Origin of the sequence: Shewanella sp. ULN5 (assembly GCF_030731885.1) — a bacterium.
GTDB lineage: Bacteria > Pseudomonadota > Gammaproteobacteria > Enterobacterales > Shewanellaceae > Shewanella > Shewanella holmiensis.
This window is the reverse complement of record NZ_JAPJEE010000007.1, coordinates 189,480-206,762: the sequence shown is the minus strand read 5'-3', so window position 1 is coordinate 206,762 and position 17,283 is coordinate 189,480. Positions and strand designations below refer to the sequence as shown.

Genomic DNA, 17,283 nt, shown 5'->3' with positions numbered 1-17,283 from the left:
ACTCAAGTTTGGTTTGAAAATTAGTGCAGTAAACAAGTAGCGATAGTTTTTTAAAGATCTAAATTTATAAATGGCATTTAACAAGGAAATTACGATGAATATAAATGTTAAAACTAAAATTAAGCTGACAGCAGTTGGTTTAATGGCGGTGTTAGGGACGGCTTTATCCTTCTCAGCCGTATCAGAAACCTACGATGTGGTCATCAATAACGGCCGAGTGATGGATCCTGAAACTAACTTCGATGCTGTGCGAAATGTCGGTGTTAAAAATGGCAAAATTGTCGTGATCACTGAAGATGTGATTAAAGGCAAACAGGTTATCGATGCCAAAAATCATGTTGTTGCCCCAGGTTTTATTGAGGGGCATCAGCATGGAACCGATCCGTTCACTCGCAAGGTAAATTTGCGCGATGGTTTAACCACTCAGATGGATTTCGAAGCGGGCGCTGGCGATATCGCTAAATGGTATGCGGCTCAAGAGGGGCAAACCCAGGCTAACTACGGTATGGTGGTGTTGGCAACGCTTGCTAGGGCACATGTGTTAGACGGTCCTGAAATAGCGGCTGCTGGAAATGAAATGGGCACGCTATTCACTACAGTGGTTCCTGCTTCCGCGGCAAAGGCTCAAAAACAGGGCCGCAAGCCAGGCTGGAGTGCAACTTTGCCAAACAAAGAGGAAATGACTCAGATTATGGCCTATGTTGATGAAGGTCTTCGCCAAGGCGCTTTGGGTGTGGGCATTCCTGTAGGTTACATGACTACCGGTGTTACCCAGTACGAATTGTATAAATATCAAGAGTTAGCGGCAAAATATGGGCGTATTTCCAATGGACATGTGCGTTTTGCGGGGATCAGACCGCCTAATGAGGGGCAGTTGGGGGTGCAGGAAATGCTGGCCAACGCCATGGTGTTGGATGCACCTTTTATGGCAGTACATCTGAACTCCAACATGGACTGGGAATACACCATTCCTATGATAAATGATGCACGAGAAAAAAGAGGCGCCAAGGTATGGGGTGAGGTTTACCCTTATTCGGCTGGCTCTACTATTGCTTCTACTGATGTGATCACCGAGCAAGGTATGGCCTCAATGGGTATTACTTACTCAGATGTTGCCAACCTTGATGGCACTCGTTGGGATAAAGCAATGTATGATGACGTTCGTAAGAATGATCCCGGCAGAGCGGTAGTTATTTACACCAATCCACAAGAAGCCATTGCTAAATGGTTGGCGATGCCAGGAGTGGTGATTGTCTCAGACGGGATGGCAATTCAAGATGAAAAAGGCCAATACTACCCTTGGGATTCTTCTTATGAAGCTAAATCAGTTCACCCACGCAGTGCAGGTACCCGCGCCAAGGTACTTCGTATGGTGCGTGAAGAAAAAATCATGCCGTTAATGGAAGCCATCTCTAAAATGAGCTACTTGCATGCTAAATATTTTGATGAGTTAGGCGGCATTCCTCATTTTAAAACCAAGGGACGCATGCAAGAAGGTATGGATGCGGATATTGTTGTGTTTAATCCCGATACTGTAAGAGACAACTCTACCTACGAAGCCGGCAAGGGCGCGCTACCAACTACCGGAATGCCTTATGTGTTGGTTAATGGTGAAGTAGTGGTGAAAGATTCTGTGGTGCAAAAAGTGTTCCCAGGCAAGCCAATTCGCTTCCCTGTTTTGGAAAAAGGCCGCTTAGACCAAATAGATATTGAGCCAAGAATCTTTATCCCAAATCAGTCGTGATTTGATGAGCGCTTAAGAGTAAAGGCGTTCCGCGCATTTAGCCCATAGGCATGCAGGAACGCCACTATCTGCAACGGCAAAACCGAAAACGGCTTAAAAATTGCCTGTGCAGGTGAAGAACACCCCAAAGCTTGTCTCACATAAGGAGATGCTTAATATGAAGTATCGTCATGTTATTGTAGCCCTTGCGGTTTTCGCGGCGGTTACCTTGAACTCGGCCTGCGGCCGGACAACGCAAGAACAATCCGTTGGCACCGCCTCGGTGTCCACGCAGCAGGCCGCGGATACGATCTATTTTGGCGGCGACATACTGACGATGGAAGGCAAAGCGCCACGCTATGTCGAGGCGCTCGCGGTAAAAGACGGCAGGATTACATTCGCCGGAGCGATTTCCGGCGCAGGTCGCTGGAAGGGGCCGAACACACACGAGGTCAATCTCGCAGGTCAAACACTTTTGCCTGGCTTCGTCGATGGTCACAGCCACATCTTCCTGCATGTTGAGGGCCAGGATTGGGCTGATCTTTCATCGGCTCCTGTAGGCTCGACCAAAAACTTCGACGACATCATTCGGGCGTTGAAGGACAAACAGAAGGCACTCGGCGCAGATGAAACACAGTGGTTGATAGGCTCTGGCTACGATGAGTCCCTGCTTGATGAGAAGCGTCATCCAACAGCCGCCGATCTCGACAAGGCATTTCCCAACACGCCGGTGCTGTTATTTCATGTATCCGGCCACATTTTTATTGTGAACTCGGCCGGCCTGAAGGCCAAAGGCGTCAATGCGGATACACCCGACCCTTCGGGCGGCGTGATTGTAAGGCTGCCCAACAGCCGCGAGCCCAGCGGCGAGTTGCAGGAAAACGCCCGCTTTCCGTTTCTTGACGTTATTGTAAAGGACCGCCCCATCGACGAATCTGCGAAGAAGTTGGCGAAAGCTTTTGCGTATTACGCCCAAAACGGGGTGACGACGGTTCAAGAGGGCGGATTGCAGGAATCGCACCTGCCAGTCCTTCGCGCGGTGGCAGAGCGTGGCGATATGAGCCTGGATTTTGTGGGTCTGGTTTTCCAACCTGTGGCCGAGAAGTTGATTGCCGAAGGCAACACCCAGTGGGGTGTTTACGAAAAAGGCGTCAAACTGGCCGGAATCAAGATTACCATCGACGGCTCACCGCAAGGCAAGACGGCTTACCTCAGCAAGCCTTATCTAACGCCGGTGCCTCACTGCCATGGGGATTGCCGCGGTGTTTCAGCACTGACCGCCGAGGAAGTCAAAGAGCTTATGCTGCTCAGCTACCAGAACAATGTGCAGGTGTACGCTCACTGTAATGGTGACGCCGCGGTCGATCTGATGCTGGCGGGTCATGAGTATGCCCTCGATCAGATGAAGGAAGACCCAAAAGCCAAGGATCGCCGCACCGTCATCGTTCATTCCCAAGTCATGCGTCCCGATCAGCTTGATGCTTACGCAAAGTATCGGATTTTTCCCTCATTTTTCACCAACCATACGTACTTTTGGGGAGATGCGCATCGCGCCAACTTGGGAGAGGAGCGCGGGGCCTTTATTAGTCCCATGCGATCGGCAATTGACAAAGGTATCCGCGTGGCCAACCACACCGATTATAGTGTGACGCCGGTCAACCAGATGTTCGTCGTCTGGTCCGCAGTGAATCGCATAACACGCACTGGCAGCGTGATTGGGCCGGAAGAACGCATCACGCCCTATGAGGCACTGCAGGCGATCACCATCAATGGTGCGTACATGTACTTCGAGGAAGACGGGAAGGGGTCACTCGAGCCTGGCAAGGTTGCCGATCTGGTGATTCTTGACCAAAACCCGCTCAAGGTGGATCCATTGACCATCAAGGACATCAAGGTGATGGAGACAGTTAAGGCTGGGAAGACAGTATTCACGCTTGAGAGCGCTAAATGATCCAGAAACTCGCACTCCTAGGAGGCCTGCTGCTCTGGCTCTGACCGCTCTTCACTAGGTGACTGGTTCGTAATGCTTCAAACCCTGTAAATTTTAAAAATGGAGATTGGAAAACATGATGAAAAAGATAGTCAGCCACTACAGTTGATAAACGTAATTGACCAAAGGAGAGGTCCCATGAAACGAAACATTCTACTATTTTTTATTGTAATAAGTGCGTCATTTGTTGCAATTAAACCGGTATTGGCTGAGGCGCAACAGGTGCCAACGCTTGTGCTTATCAACAATGTTAATATCTTCGACGGAAAAACCGAAACACTCCAAAAGGGTATGCATGTCCTAGTTGAAGGAAATCTAATCAAGCAAATTTCTAAAGAGCCCTTGATGGTTATGCAAACCGATAATGTGACCATCATTAATGGTGAAGGGCGAACCTTGATGCCTGGCCTTACCGATTGTCATTGGCACAGCATGGGGGCTTATATGACTGGCAACCCGTTTGCAGCGGGTTTGGGCAAACTGAATCTCGTGGCAGCCCATGGGTCAGAAAAGACGCTTATGCGGGGCTTCACCACAGTGAGAGACGTGGGCGGCCCTGTATTTGATGTAAAGGCGGCAATCGACGAGGGGCTGTTCGTTGGCCCTCGGATCTACGCTGCGGGTTCGATGATCTCGCAAACGTCTGGACATGCCGATTTCCGTAGCCCGATTGAAGTTCCTCAAAGCTATTCACGGGATCTTACTCCCCAAGAAAGGATGGGGACGGTCGCGATCGCAGACGGCAGGGCGCAAGTCATGCAGAGGGTGCGCGAGAACCTGATGCATGGGGCGGCCTTTATCAAACTGATGGGTGGTGGAGGAGTCGCTTCCCCTTCAGATCCACTCGATGTATCGCAATACACTATCGATGAAATTGCAGCAGCGGTTGAAGTCGCGGAGAACTGGGGCACCTATGTGACCGTTCATTCCTATACCGCGAAGGCGATCCAGAACGCAATCCGCGGCGGTGTTCGTAATGTCGAGCACGGCCAGATGATTGACAAGGAAACTGCAAAACTGATGCAGGAAAAGGGCACATCAGTTTGCATGCAGCCCTTCTATAACGATGAGGATGCCATCCCACTGCCTCCCGGTTCATTTGCGGAAAAGAAATACCAGCAACTGCTCTCAGGTACCGATAATGCCTTCAAGTTAGCAAAAAAATATGACTTGCTGATCGGATTTGGGACTGATTCGCAGGGGAGTCCTGCACTCGCAGAGCGTCAGGGTGCTCAGTTAGCGAAGCTCACCCGCTATTTCGAGCCGTGGCAAGTGCTGAAGATTGCGACTAGCCAGAACTATGAAATATTGAAGCGTTCTGGGCCTCGCGATCCCTATCCAGGCGAGAATGGAGTGGTTAAAGAAGGCGCTTATGCCGACCTGCTTTTGGTCGACGGAAATCCCTTGGAGGATATTAACCTGATAGCTGATCCGCATAAAAACTTCGTAGTTATTATGAAAGATGGTGTGATCTACAAAAACACTATTCAATAATTAACTGATTAGTCATGCTTCAAACCCTGTCGCTTTTAAAATAGAGAGAGTGGAAAACATGATGAAATAGATTGTCAGCTACTCTAAGTTGATAAACGTAATAAACGTAATAAACGTAATAAACTAAATAGACTAAAGGATAAGTCCAATGAAAAGAAACATCGCACTGCTTTTAATGGTAATAGCCTCGTCATTGGTTGCAGTGCAACCTGTCTTGGCTAAGGAACAAAATATTAAAGATGTTTCTCAGAAAATTGAGAAACTTTCACAGGGGCTGGTTGGCCGCATTGGTGTGGCTGCGCAGGAAATTGGCGGCGACCAGGTCATCGCGGTCAATGGCGATGAAACCTTCGCCATGGCCAGCACCTACAAGGTGGCGATCGCCACGAAAGTGATGGATCTCGTGGACAAGGGGGAACTGAGCCTCGACCAAATGGTCGACGTTCCACAAAACATATATGTTGCCGGCGAAGTTGCGATTGCCGAGAGATTCCCTTACCCAGGGGTCCAGTTCTCGGTAGCGAACTTGATATATGCGATGATTACAGAGAGTGACAATACGGCGACCGACGTCTGTTTGGGGCTGGTAGGCGGACCAGCGGCGGTGACCAAGAACCTGCGCAGGCTCGGGATCAAAGATTTCAGAGTCGACCGGCCTGTCAGCGGGATCCTCATGGATTTCTACGGCGTGCCAGCGGTAACCCCGGAAGCTATCGTTGAGGCCATCAGTAACAACCCAGCTCTGGTGGCGGCCCAGGCTAATCCCAATCCAAAGTTCGAGGCGGATCCCCGCGACCACACAACGCCCAATGCGTATCTGAAACTCTTACTTGCCATCGACAATGGCACGGCGATGAGCGACGAGAGCCGTAAGTTCCTACAGGGCGTCATGTCACGCACGCGCACCGGTGCTGGCCGACTCAAAGGATTGCTGCCGAAGGGAACGCCCGTAGCGCACAAGACCGGAACCCTAGGCGGAGTTGCCAACGACGCCGGTTATATCACGCTCCCCGACGGTCGCCGGTTTGCTATCGCTGTGTTCACCAACAGCAGCAACACACCCTCTGCGGACAGGGATCGAGCAATTGCAGAAATTAGCCGCACGCTATATGACTTTTATTATTTAACAGCTTTAGACAAATAGCTTTGTTATGCCCATTCCGACGCAAAAGCGCCGGCTGGTTGAACATGCATACAATAGGACTAAACTCAGAGCTATTGGACGTTTATTTTGGATGATAGCTCTGGTTTAGGTGTGCAATTAAACAATATTGATAACTTTCCTAATTATCTAATTTAAACAGATAACCTCAATCTACTCACCCTAGTTGAGGTTAAACTTCACCGAGATATTATTAAAATATAGGTTCAAAGTAAATTTAGGGAATACACCATTCCAATGATTAATGACCCCCGTGAAAAAAGAGACGCTAAAGTATGGGGTAAGGTTTACAGTGACGTTTGAGCCTTCGAGGCTATTTTTACCGCGAGTTGTCGGTGATTTTACACTTCTGTAAATTTGCAATATCAATATGACCTAGAAACTAAGCCAAAAGAGCCCTCACTATTAGTGGGCTCTTTTATCTTGCGTGTTTACTAGACCCTCGTTCAAACGCTTTCCATTTAAATAACCATTTGCCTATATAGAATGCCACATGTAATGTAATCAGAGACTTAATTTTTAAATATTAACTATCCTATTGTGAAAGTTGGAGCATATAAATGTATATAGAGTTGGCGATTTTAGCTGCTTTTGTTTTGTGTTATAGCCTAGTGGCAGGGCGTATAGAACGCTCGATTATTTCTGGGCCAATGGTGTTTGTGGTAGTAGGTTTTGTACTTGGACCATCAGTTTTAGGTTGGCTTGGAAAAGATATGGACGGTATGGGGATCCGTATTTTCGCTGATATCACATTGGCTATAGTATTATTTTGTGATGCCTCTAATTCGAATCTATCTGTTTTGAAAAGTCATATAAACTTACCGACGAGAATGTTGCTTTATGGTTTACCCGGAGCCATCATACTAGGATTCACAGTTGGGTATTTATTGTTTCCTGATTTAAGTCTGTTTGAAATTGCTGCATTAGCGACCATGCTAGCGGCAACCGATGCGGCATTAGGTAAGGCGGTGGTTTCTAGCCCGATAGTGCCTGCTAAGTTACGTGAAGGATTAAATATTGAAAGTGGTTTGAATGATGGTATTTGTGTCCCCATTTTGTTTGTGTTTCTGGCACTTGCTGCTGGCAGTGTCGCAGAAGGTGAAGTGTCTGAACTCGCAGTGCATTTTCTAGTTGAAGAATTAGGAATAGGGTTAGTTGTAGGGTTAAGTGTCAGCTTTATAGGTGCCCATTTAATTAAATGGAGTTATCAAAAGGGGTGGATTACTGAGGTCTGGAGCCAAAACATTGTATTAAGTTTGGCGTTAGCGTCTTTTGCGTTTGCGCAAGAACTTGGCGGTAGTGGTTATATTGCAGCGTTCTCAGGTGGCTTGTTATTTGGTCACTTATGTCAAGAACATAAACATAAACTCCTATTACCAACTGAAGGTATTGGTGAGATTATGGCATTACTGACTTGGTTATTGTTTGGCGCTTTGGTGATTGGTAAAGCGTTTCATGAATTTACCTGGACCATGCTAATTTATGCACTATTGAGCTTGACCATTGTTCGTATGTTACCCATATTTTTAGTCTTAGGTAAACAAGGTGGAAATGTGCCATCAAAATTGTTCCTTGGATGGTTTGGCCCTAGGGGACTAGCATCAATTGTGTTCGTGATTATTATGCTGGATAGGGGCTTACCAGGTGGTGAATTTATTGCCATGACTGTAATTTGTACTGTTTTTATCAGTCTTATTTTACATGGTATGTCAGCACAGCCTTTGGCGAAGTGGATAAGTAAACGCGCTGATTAAAATCATTTCTATTCAATAAGGAGTTGAGAGATTTTTCAACTCCTTTTTTATTTCAACATAATCTGTTATTGCTAATCAAATATTAAATGTCTAAAGATTTTTATTTATCTGAAACTTCAGCCGATTATAAAGGCTGCTATAGAGTAGAATGAGTCAATAAGGTTCAATTTTGCTTTTAACCTTTTGTTAACATTGGCTCATTTCTGTTAGTATGATTGTTACTATACTATTTAAAATTAAAATAACTTTTCAGTTAGCACTTTTTAAATACAAATCATTACAGGAAATCTAAATGGGCATGTTTTCAAAAAATTCAAGTCAGTCCATTGTCAGCCATACTCTGTTTTCTGTTGGCATTAGAATTTTGTTAGTGATCTCTTTAGTCACAACAATCAGTTATTACCATATTTTTTCCAATATGGAATCAACCAAATTAGCTGAACTGCAGTCATTTACCCAAGAAAGAGCAGCAAGGGAAAGCCAAGTGTTTACTTTGGCTGAGGATAACCACAAACTGCTAAAACAAGCTATTTTGAATGCTTATCAACCATTAAATACCGCTGAAACCCTGTCGTTTTTTGAGCATCAACTAGTCGTTCAAGAAGATGGTGCTATACGAATCAACCCAGAAACATTCAATGCAGAAGAAAGCGCAGGGGTGTGGATCGCAAAAGATGTCAAGATTACTGAAGAATTGAAATATCGTGTTAGCTTATTACATGAGCTTGTCAGTCATTATGGTAAAAGTTGGCGCAATCGATTTATTAATACCTATGCATTCGGTATTGAAAATTTTGCCACCATTTACTGGCCATCAATTGGTGATTTTACGTACCGTCTTGAAGCTGATTTCGATATTCGGCTTGAAGAATATTTTGCAATATCCATTGAAGAAAATAATCCGCAGAAACAAACTGTCTGGACAGGTGTTTATCTTGATAAACAATCTGATATTTGGATGGTATCTATTGAAACACCAATATATTTCCAGCAACAACACATTGCCACAATTGGTAATGATATGTCATTGGATGAATTATTTAAAAGAACCATTAATAAAGCGCCTCAAGGTGGCTATAACCTTATCTTTAGGGAAGATGGAAGGTTAATTGCACATGAAGAATATGTTCAACAGTTAAAAGAATTTGATGGAAATTTTATCATCGAGCACAATGGTGATGATAATTTAAAGTCCATTTACCGTACTGTAATCAATGCAGAAGATGATCAGCAGATGCTTGAACTCCCTTCTTTGAATGCGTATTTAATGGTCAGTAAATTAGATGGACCTGCTTGGTATTATGTTAGCGTTATTCCTAAGTCCGTTGTCAGTAGTGTGGCTTCAAATACTGCGATGATCGTTTTTATATCCGGTTTCATTGCGCTAGCAATCGAATTACTAGTGTTATTTGTTGTTATGAAACAAAAAATTACTCGACCTTTAACTCAGCTTAATCAAGCTACATTGGCGTTAACACAAGGACTTCTAGCGGATCATATTGATGAAGATCGTCCTGATGAACTAGGTCGATTAGCACGTTCTTTTAATCTCATGAATCAAAACCTGCTTAAACGTGATAAACAGCTTGCCGATGCAAATCAAACATTAGAGCAACAATTACAGCAGATACAATTCAGCCAAGACAGCTTAACTAATGCCCAAGCTGTTGCACGTTTGGGTAGTTGGCAATATGACACTGAAAATCATAAGTTAACGGTTTCTGATCAATTAATTTATTTACTTCAGTTAACGCCATTTCAGCAACAAGAGCTTAATTTAAATACTTTGTTTAATTGTCTAAGCAACAGTGGTCTAGATGAAATAACAGCGGTTTACCAGTGTTTTATTAACGAAGGCAAAGCGTTTACGTTTACCCATGAGATAAACGGCATTCATTCTCCTCAAGATATAAAATATGTGCACTCAACTGGGCAGGCTAGTGACGATGGTCGTGTGCTGACTGGCACTGTACAAGATATCACCTTGCAGCATAAAGCTGAGCTAGCAAAAATAGAAAGTCAGAAGTTATTTAATAATGTTTTTGAAAACTCGACTATCAGTATGGCTGTGGTGAGTTTAGACGGGGAAATACAACAAGCTAATAACACAATGTGCCAAACCTTTGGTTACACCCAAGATGAAATAGAACTGTTAAATTATATTGATTTACTGCCGTTTGATGAGCGCAGTGGCGGTGATGGTGAGTTAGAAATCATTCAACATGTAAAATCTGCATCCTATGATACTGAACGCATCTTAGTTTGTAAGGATGGTACAGAGCTTTATTGTTATATTAATGTATTCGTTCAAAAAAACGCATATGGTTTACCTGATTATATTTTCATACAGTGCATTGATATTAGTTTAAGAAAGCAAGCTGAGGTGAAACTCAATCAATTAGCTTTTCATGATCCTTTAACTAACCTCGCAAATAGAACGTTATTTATAGAGTTTTTAACAAAAGCAATTAGACAATACCAACGGAGTCCTAAATACAATTTTGCCTTATTATTCCTTGATCTTGATGGCTTTAAACTGGTCAATGATAGTTTAGGGCATTTAGAAGGTGATAAATTACTGGTCGGAATTTCAGAACGACTGAATCACGTTATTCGCAATTCTGATACTTTAGCGAGATTTGGCGGTGACGAATTTTGTGTGTTAATGGAATACATCAATGACGAACAACAGGCTATTGAATTGGCAGAGCGAATTAACCATGCACTTGCTGAGCCTTTTATATTGAAAAAAGAGTCCGTTATTACCAACGCCAGTATCGGTATTGTGTTGGCCAATGAAAGCTTAATGGACGCTCAAGAATACCTTCGAGACGCAGACAGTGCTATGTATCATGCAAAACATAGTGGTAGAGGTTGTTATGCGGTATTTAATGCAGATATGCATCAAATGGCTAAGGCTCAGTTGAGGCTGCGTAATGAAATGAATCAAGCATTGGATGACAAACAATTCGTTGCGTATTTTCAACCTATCATCAGTACACAAAACGGCGAAGTTACTGGCTTTGAAGCACTTGTGCGTTGGTATCATCCGACAAAAGGCTTAATTGAACCTGATACTTTTTTACGTATGGCTGAAGAAATTGGTCGTATTGCTGAAATAGATTACCTAGTAATAGATCAAGCCATGGCACAAACTGTAAAATGGAGAAAAATCCTCAATAGGCATGATTTATCTATAAGCTGTAATGTCTCAAGTGAGTTATTATCAACCCATCACGTCGTCGACAAACTAAAAAATCTGTTACACAAGCATGCATTACCGGCACATTGTTTTAATATTGAAATAACCGAAAATGTGTTGATAAATGACCCTGAAATGACCATGAAAATATTATATCAAATTGAATCCTTGGGTATTAAGATTCATTTAGATGACTTTGGTACAGGGTATTCATCTCTGAGTTACTTGCATCGTTTTCCGATCCATAACATTAAAATCGATAGAAGTTTTGTGAACCGATTAATGGATAATGAAAAAGATCACGCAATTGTCGAAAGTATCACTTTGCTTGCAAATAGGCTCGGTATAGGAGTCACAGCCGAAGGTGTCGAAACCTTGGCACAATATGAGGCTTTGCAATTGATAGGTATTGCAAATACTCAGGGCTATTATCACGGTAAACCAATGGATCAAGCTGCCGCGTTAGCGCTTTTATCTACCTAATCCATAATGTTGCAGGATCTAGAGTAGATCTGAATCTTTCCTAATCTAATGGTAAACAACTTTGAATCTGGACAGTAACAAATCACATGCGACTTGATAAATTTGTGCTAAAAAGTACTCGATTAACAAAAACCGAGGTTGTTACTCAAATTTGTGACGGCAATGTGTCAGTAAATGGCGTGGTAGAAACAAAAGTAAATTGTCAGGTACATGAAGATAATAAGATTGAGCACAATGGGGCTCTACTTGTAACTAGACCATTTCGGTACCTGTTAATGCATAAGCAAACTCACACCTTAAGTTCTAACCTTGATGGCCATTATCCATCTTTACTGTCTTCGTTAAATATTGCGGATAAAGACGAGTTACACATAGTCGGGCGATTAGATGCCGATACGACAGGTTTGGTATTAATAACCGATGATGGCCGTTGGTCCTTTAACATTACCCGACCGCAGAGTCATTGCCCTAAAGTGTATCGAGTGACATTAGCAAAGCCGATTTGTGATGAGGCCGTAACGAAAATCCAACAAGGCATACTCTTGCAAGGTGAAACGAAACCGACATTGGCGGCTAAAATAAACATCATTAATGATTATGAAGTGAAATTAACTATCACCGAAGGCCGTTATCATCAAATCAAAAGAATGTTTTTTGCTGTAGGTAACCGCGTCAACAAATTACACCGTGAACAAATTGGCCAAGTTGTGCTAGATATCCCTACAGGAGAATGGCGGCTATTAACCCATGCCGAAGTGATGTCGTTTATCTAATATTGTTCTATTGGCGTTGATTATTAACTTGTTAATGCGATTGCCAATGTTAAAAATGTGCCACAAAAAAGCAGCACATCATTTTACAAACACTCTAATTTATAACTACTGCAAGTCACTGAAGACTAATAAAAATAGTTTAAATTACATGGAAATATGTTTGAGATTTAGCTATTTTATTAAATAATATGAATTAACAATTAGTTGCCGAGTCAGCGGCTTAGTACACAGTGTCGGTATGCTTTAAGTTAGTCAGATTACAAAGGATTTTTATGACAACTAACAAGCAACAATCTTCAGATACACAAGTTACAGATAAAACAGAAGAGACGACGGACGTTTCAACGCAACAACTCGCACAGGATAATGCAAAAAACCTCAAGATTAGAAAAGTCACCAACATTATTTTACTCGTCGTATTTGGCATATTCATATTTCATCTAATTGCCGACAGGTTTATTCCAATTACCGATTTAGGGCGTGTCAGAGGATTTATTGTCCCTATTACGCCGCAGGTATCTGGAGAAATTATTAAAATTTCTGTATCCCCAAATACGCCTGTCAAGAAGGGGGATGTACTGGCACAAATTAATCCCATTGATTATGAGATTGCGCTGCAAACTGCAGAGCAAAATGTGACTAAAGCGGGTCAAAACATGGGGGCGTTAACTGCCAATGTCACCGCCTCAGAAGCGAAAGTAACTAACGCTCAAGCCAATTTAAAAAATGCCCAAGTTCAATCTAAACGTATTTTCGCGATGGTGAAAAAAGGGGTTATGTCAGAAGCGGATGCAGATAATGCCCGTGCTGAACTGACAAGCGCCGAAGCTGGAGTGGCCAGTGCAAATGCAGATCTTGCCAAATCAAAAGAACGTTTAGGCAGCGAAGGTGACAATAACACTAACGTAAAATCAGCTTTACTGGCACTTGAGCAAGCTAATATCAATTTACAAAGAACAAAGATAATTGCTCCAAGCGATGGCGTAGCGGCAAACTTTAGACTTAAAGAAGGCGTTTATGCAGCTGCTGGTCAGCCTGTAATGACGTTTATTTCAGCTGAGGATGTATGGATTGAAGCCAGTTTTCGTGAAAATAGTTTAGGTAATATGAAACCGGGCGATACTGCGGAATTTGCACTAGATTTTGCACCAGGGAAAATTTTTAAGGGTAAAGTTGCTTTTATCGATTATGGTGTTGATTGGGGCCAAAATGAACAGAATGGTAAACTCGCTCAAACTGCTGGGCAAACAGGTTGGTTACGTCAATCACAGCGATTTCCTGTAACGATTAAATTTGATGATGATGTCGCAAAAGGATTTAAACGGGTAGGTGGGCAGGCTGATGTCATCGTTTACACCGATGACAGTAGTGTGGTGAATGTGTTTGGGCGTTTTTGGATTAGATTAATCAGCTGGTTGTCTTATGTCCGCTAATCATTTGCTTCTAGATAGTGCTCAAGCACAGCGCATTCTTAATCGTCGGGTATTAAGATTTGCTTTAGGCATTGGTATTGCGATTGCTATTTCGGCGATTTTTTCCTGGCCTTTGGCTTATATAGTGCCTGTTTTTGTCGCTAAATTTTTAGTCGATCGTCAAGCACCAACCATTCAAACCGTGTATGAGTTATTAATTGCGACGCTAGTGACGATGGCAATTGGCTGGTTAGTCAGTAATGGACCAACTCATTATCCTTCGGTTTTGTTGCCATTGATCGCTATTGCAATGCTATGGGCATATTATTTATTCAGTGATCCTAAATGGAACTTCTTCGCATTAATTCTCATTGTCGCCTCGATAGTATTACCTTATTTAGCGGTGCTTCATCCTGGTGCATCCATGTTAGTGGCCTACGGATTGAGTTTATCTGGCGTAGTGTCGGTATTGATTTTTGCGTTATTGCATGTATTGCTGCCCGATTTTGCAGAGCAAAAGGACCAGCATCAGCGGTCTGAATTAGATAGCGAATCTCGTGAGCATGAGGCATTTCGCGCATTGATGTTGGCCTTCCCGATAATCTGTTTTTTTTATTTACTTGAGATCACTGGCGCATTACTGACTATGATCATGATAGCTATTTTGTCGCAACAAACAGCCGGTAAAAAAAGTGTTAAAGTCAGTTTGTTTTTACTGATCACTAACGGAGTAGGTGGTTTATTAGCTATCGTATTTTACAATTTTTTAGTCACTGTGCCGACTTTGCCATTCTATGTTGCATTATCGATGCTTTGTGCGATGATTTTTGGCTATAAAATTTATAGCGAACCGTTAAAATCGGCTATTTATGCTGGCATATTCTCAACGCTTTTAGTTGTCGTTGCTTCAACCGCAGCTTCTACAGATGCAGATGTCGCTAGCAATTTTTATGTACGCTTAGCCCAAATATTTCTAGTTGGTGTGTATATGGTTATTGCCTCTTATTATTTAGAAACGCGCAATTGGGCATTTTTGAAAAAACGAAAATAATTATCTAAACTTATTTAATAATATTAAAGATTTAACAAATACTTAAATTAACCAAAGGATTGATAAATGAATTCAAAAAATGATTTAACTTCAGGTACTTTTACCCATGCGGTAATTGATGCAGCAATTAAGGTTGCCCTGATATTTGTGATGGTAATTTGGTGTTTTCAAATTATTAGACCTTTTTTAATGCCCATTTTATGGGGAGGCATTATTGCCATTGCGCTTTATCCTATCGTGATGGTGTTAGCTAATAAGTTAAAATTATCAGTGGGTAAATCGAGTTTAGTTGTCACCTTATTTGCCTTGTCAATATTGATAGTTCCGAGTGTGTTGTTTTCTGAAGCCCTCGTATCAGGTACAACAGATTTCGTGGCAGAAATAAAAGAGGGAACTTTTGTTATACCGCCGCCAAAAGATTCAGTTGCTGAATTGCCTGTTATAGGTAAAAAGTTGCATGAGTTTTGGCTGCACTTGTCTGTAGATCTACAAGACGTTATTCATGAAAATAAAGAGTACATTACCCATTTTTCCGCTTCTGCAGCTTCGGCCATAGGGAGCTTTGGCTTAACCGTTTTACAATTCTTTATTTCGATTATTATAGCTGGTGTATTTATGAAACATGCTGATGGTTCTGGGCAAATGTTTTATAAAATCGCAACCAAATTGGCAGGTAGTCACGGCAATGAATTTGCCTCACTTGCGGTGGCCACGGTGCGCAGCGTGGTGCAAGGGGTTATTGGAGTAGCCTTTATTCAATGTATCTTAGCGGGTATTGGTATGGGGCTGGTTGGTGTTCCTGGTACAGGGATTTGGATGTTGTTGGTGTTAATTTTAGCCATAGTACAATTACCCGCGTTAATTGTATTAGGACCGATTATTGCCTATGTGTACTCGGTTGAGAGCTCAACTGTTGCAACAATATTCATGATTTGGAGTTTATTGGTAGCCACCAGCGATACATTCTTGAAGCCAATTTTAATGGGCCGAGGTGTTGATATTCCAATGCTAGTGATTTTACTCGGCGCTATTGGCGGCATGTTGTTATCAGGTATTGTGGGCTTATTTGTTGGCGCGGTGGTTTTAGCATTAAGCTATAAACTGTTCTCTGCATGGTTAGTGATTGAAACGACCGAAGCACCAGTTGAAGATGCCAAAGAAACTGTTGATACTCAAGCGTAATCGGCTACTAATAAATCGTTATCATTGACTGTTTAGCATTTTTTTTCATAAACGTGACATTTAATGGCTGATGATCTCATCAGGTTTTTAAAATACAAAATGGCCAATCTAACTGATTGGCCATTTTTTATTGTTACCAGTAATCAGTTAAATGGTTATAAATCTTTGTATAGGGTTTCTATCCATTTATCTTGATTGATAAATGCCCAGCTCCACGTTTTATATTGCTCTGGTACACCGATGTTTTTTATTTCATCTAAGCTTAGGCCATTTACTTTATTTGCCCTCATCCAATTTATGCTGTCATCCAACATATGCTTGAATTTTAATAAATCACTTTTACTGGCCAAGTCACCATGTCCAGGAATAATTTGAGCATTATCATCAATTTTGGCGATAACAGCAGCTACATTATCTCTATAGCCAACAACAGAACCACCGCCGTCTAAATCGATGTAGGGGAACCTATCTTTAAAGAACAGATCACCCATATGAATCACATTGGCTTTTTCCCACTTCACTACGCTGTCACCATCGGTATGACCTGGGCCTAAATGAAATACATCTAGCGTATCCTGGTTAAAATGAATCGAGATATGATCCGAAAATGTGATAACAGGCAAAGCGCTGGATGGGGTGTTACTGTCGGACGATAATCGTTTTAATACATTGTGGTGAGCCACTATGGTGCCTTTTTTACCAAAATGAGCATTACCCCCAGTGTGATCACCATGGTAATGCGTATTGACTATGTATTTTGGGGTACCCGCTTGGATCATATTCAGTGACGCGGTAATTTTGTCAGCCAGAGGTGCAAATTGGTCATCAATAATCAATAAACCATCAGATCCAGCAGACACTCCAATATTGCCACCAGAACCGACAAACATGTAGGTAGATTCAGTTAACTGTGTAGACGTAATGCTTACATCTTTGAACCTATCATCTGCCACACTTTGTCCTGCCAGCGTTATTCCTATAATTAACGCGCATGTTGATATGTTTTTTAATGGTTTCTTTTTATAAGCTAAAGTATTAAATAACATGATTTATCCTA

General features: G+C 42.4%; 11 protein-coding genes. 10 read left to right on the top strand and 1 reads right to left on the bottom strand.

Annotated elements, in window-relative coordinates; translation table 11 throughout:
* The first annotated feature begins 94 nt into the window (after positions 1-94).
* From ORI98_RS09295 to ORI98_RS09250, 10 genes are all read left to right on the top strand, one after another.
* Positions 95-1,744 carry an amidohydrolase family protein gene (locus tag ORI98_RS09295; RefSeq protein WP_306135041.1) on the top strand — a complete coding sequence of 550 codons (1,650 nt, stop codon included), beginning with the start codon at positions 95-97 and terminating at the stop codon, positions 1,742-1,744.
* A 157-nt stretch (positions 1,745-1,901) separates the two neighbouring features.
* The gene (locus ORI98_RS09290) at positions 1,902-3,674 is read left to right on the top strand and encodes an amidohydrolase (protein ID WP_306135040.1); all 1,773 of its coding nucleotides are present in this window, start codon (positions 1,902-1,904) and stop codon (positions 3,672-3,674) included.
* A gap of 177 nt (positions 3,675-3,851) precedes the next feature.
* A complete protein-coding gene (locus tag ORI98_RS09285) occupies positions 3,852-5,207 on the top strand; it encodes an amidohydrolase family protein (RefSeq protein WP_306135039.1) in 1,356 nt (451 codons plus the stop codon).
* A 148-nt stretch (positions 5,208-5,355) separates the two neighbouring features.
* Positions 5,356-6,351: a class A beta-lactamase gene (gene bla, locus ORI98_RS09280; RefSeq protein ID WP_371931140.1), complete on the top strand. Its 996-nt coding sequence runs from the start codon at positions 5,356-5,358 to the stop codon at positions 6,349-6,351.
* 578 nt (positions 6,352-6,929) lie between these two features.
* Complete coding sequence (locus ORI98_RS09275) at positions 6,930-8,123, top strand: sodium:proton antiporter (protein WP_306135038.1); 1,194 nt, start codon at positions 6,930-6,932, stop codon at positions 8,121-8,123.
* Positions 8,124-8,415: 292 nt separating this feature from the next.
* Positions 8,416-11,808: an EAL domain-containing protein gene (locus ORI98_RS09270; protein ID WP_306135037.1), complete on the top strand. Its 3,393-nt coding sequence runs from the start codon at positions 8,416-8,418 to the stop codon at positions 11,806-11,808.
* An 86-nt stretch (positions 11,809-11,894) separates the two neighbouring features.
* Positions 11,895-12,581: a pseudouridine synthase gene (locus ORI98_RS09265; RefSeq protein ID WP_261298247.1), complete on the top strand. Its 687-nt coding sequence runs from the start codon at positions 11,895-11,897 to the stop codon at positions 12,579-12,581.
* 272 nt (positions 12,582-12,853) lie between these two features.
* Complete coding sequence (locus ORI98_RS09260) at positions 12,854-14,014, top strand: HlyD family secretion protein (protein ID WP_306135036.1); 1,161 nt, start codon at positions 12,854-12,856, stop codon at positions 14,012-14,014.
* Complete coding sequence (locus ORI98_RS09255) at positions 14,004-15,044, top strand: DUF2955 domain-containing protein (protein WP_306135035.1); 1,041 nt, start codon at positions 14,004-14,006, stop codon at positions 15,042-15,044. The genes ORI98_RS09260 and ORI98_RS09255 overlap by 11 nt, the downstream gene beginning before the upstream one ends.
* Before the next feature lie 66 nt (positions 15,045-15,110).
* Complete coding sequence (locus ORI98_RS09250) at positions 15,111-16,226, top strand: AI-2E family transporter (RefSeq protein ID WP_306135034.1); 1,116 nt, start codon at positions 15,111-15,113, stop codon at positions 16,224-16,226.
* 155 nt (positions 16,227-16,381) lie between these two features.
* On the opposite strand, the gene ORI98_RS09245 is transcribed toward ORI98_RS09250, so the two are convergent.
* Positions 16,382-17,272 carry an MBL fold metallo-hydrolase gene (locus ORI98_RS09245; protein WP_306135033.1) on the bottom strand — a complete coding sequence of 297 codons (891 nt, stop codon included), beginning with the start codon at positions 17,270-17,272 and terminating at the stop codon, positions 16,382-16,384.
* Positions 17,273-17,283 lie beyond the last annotated feature (11 nt).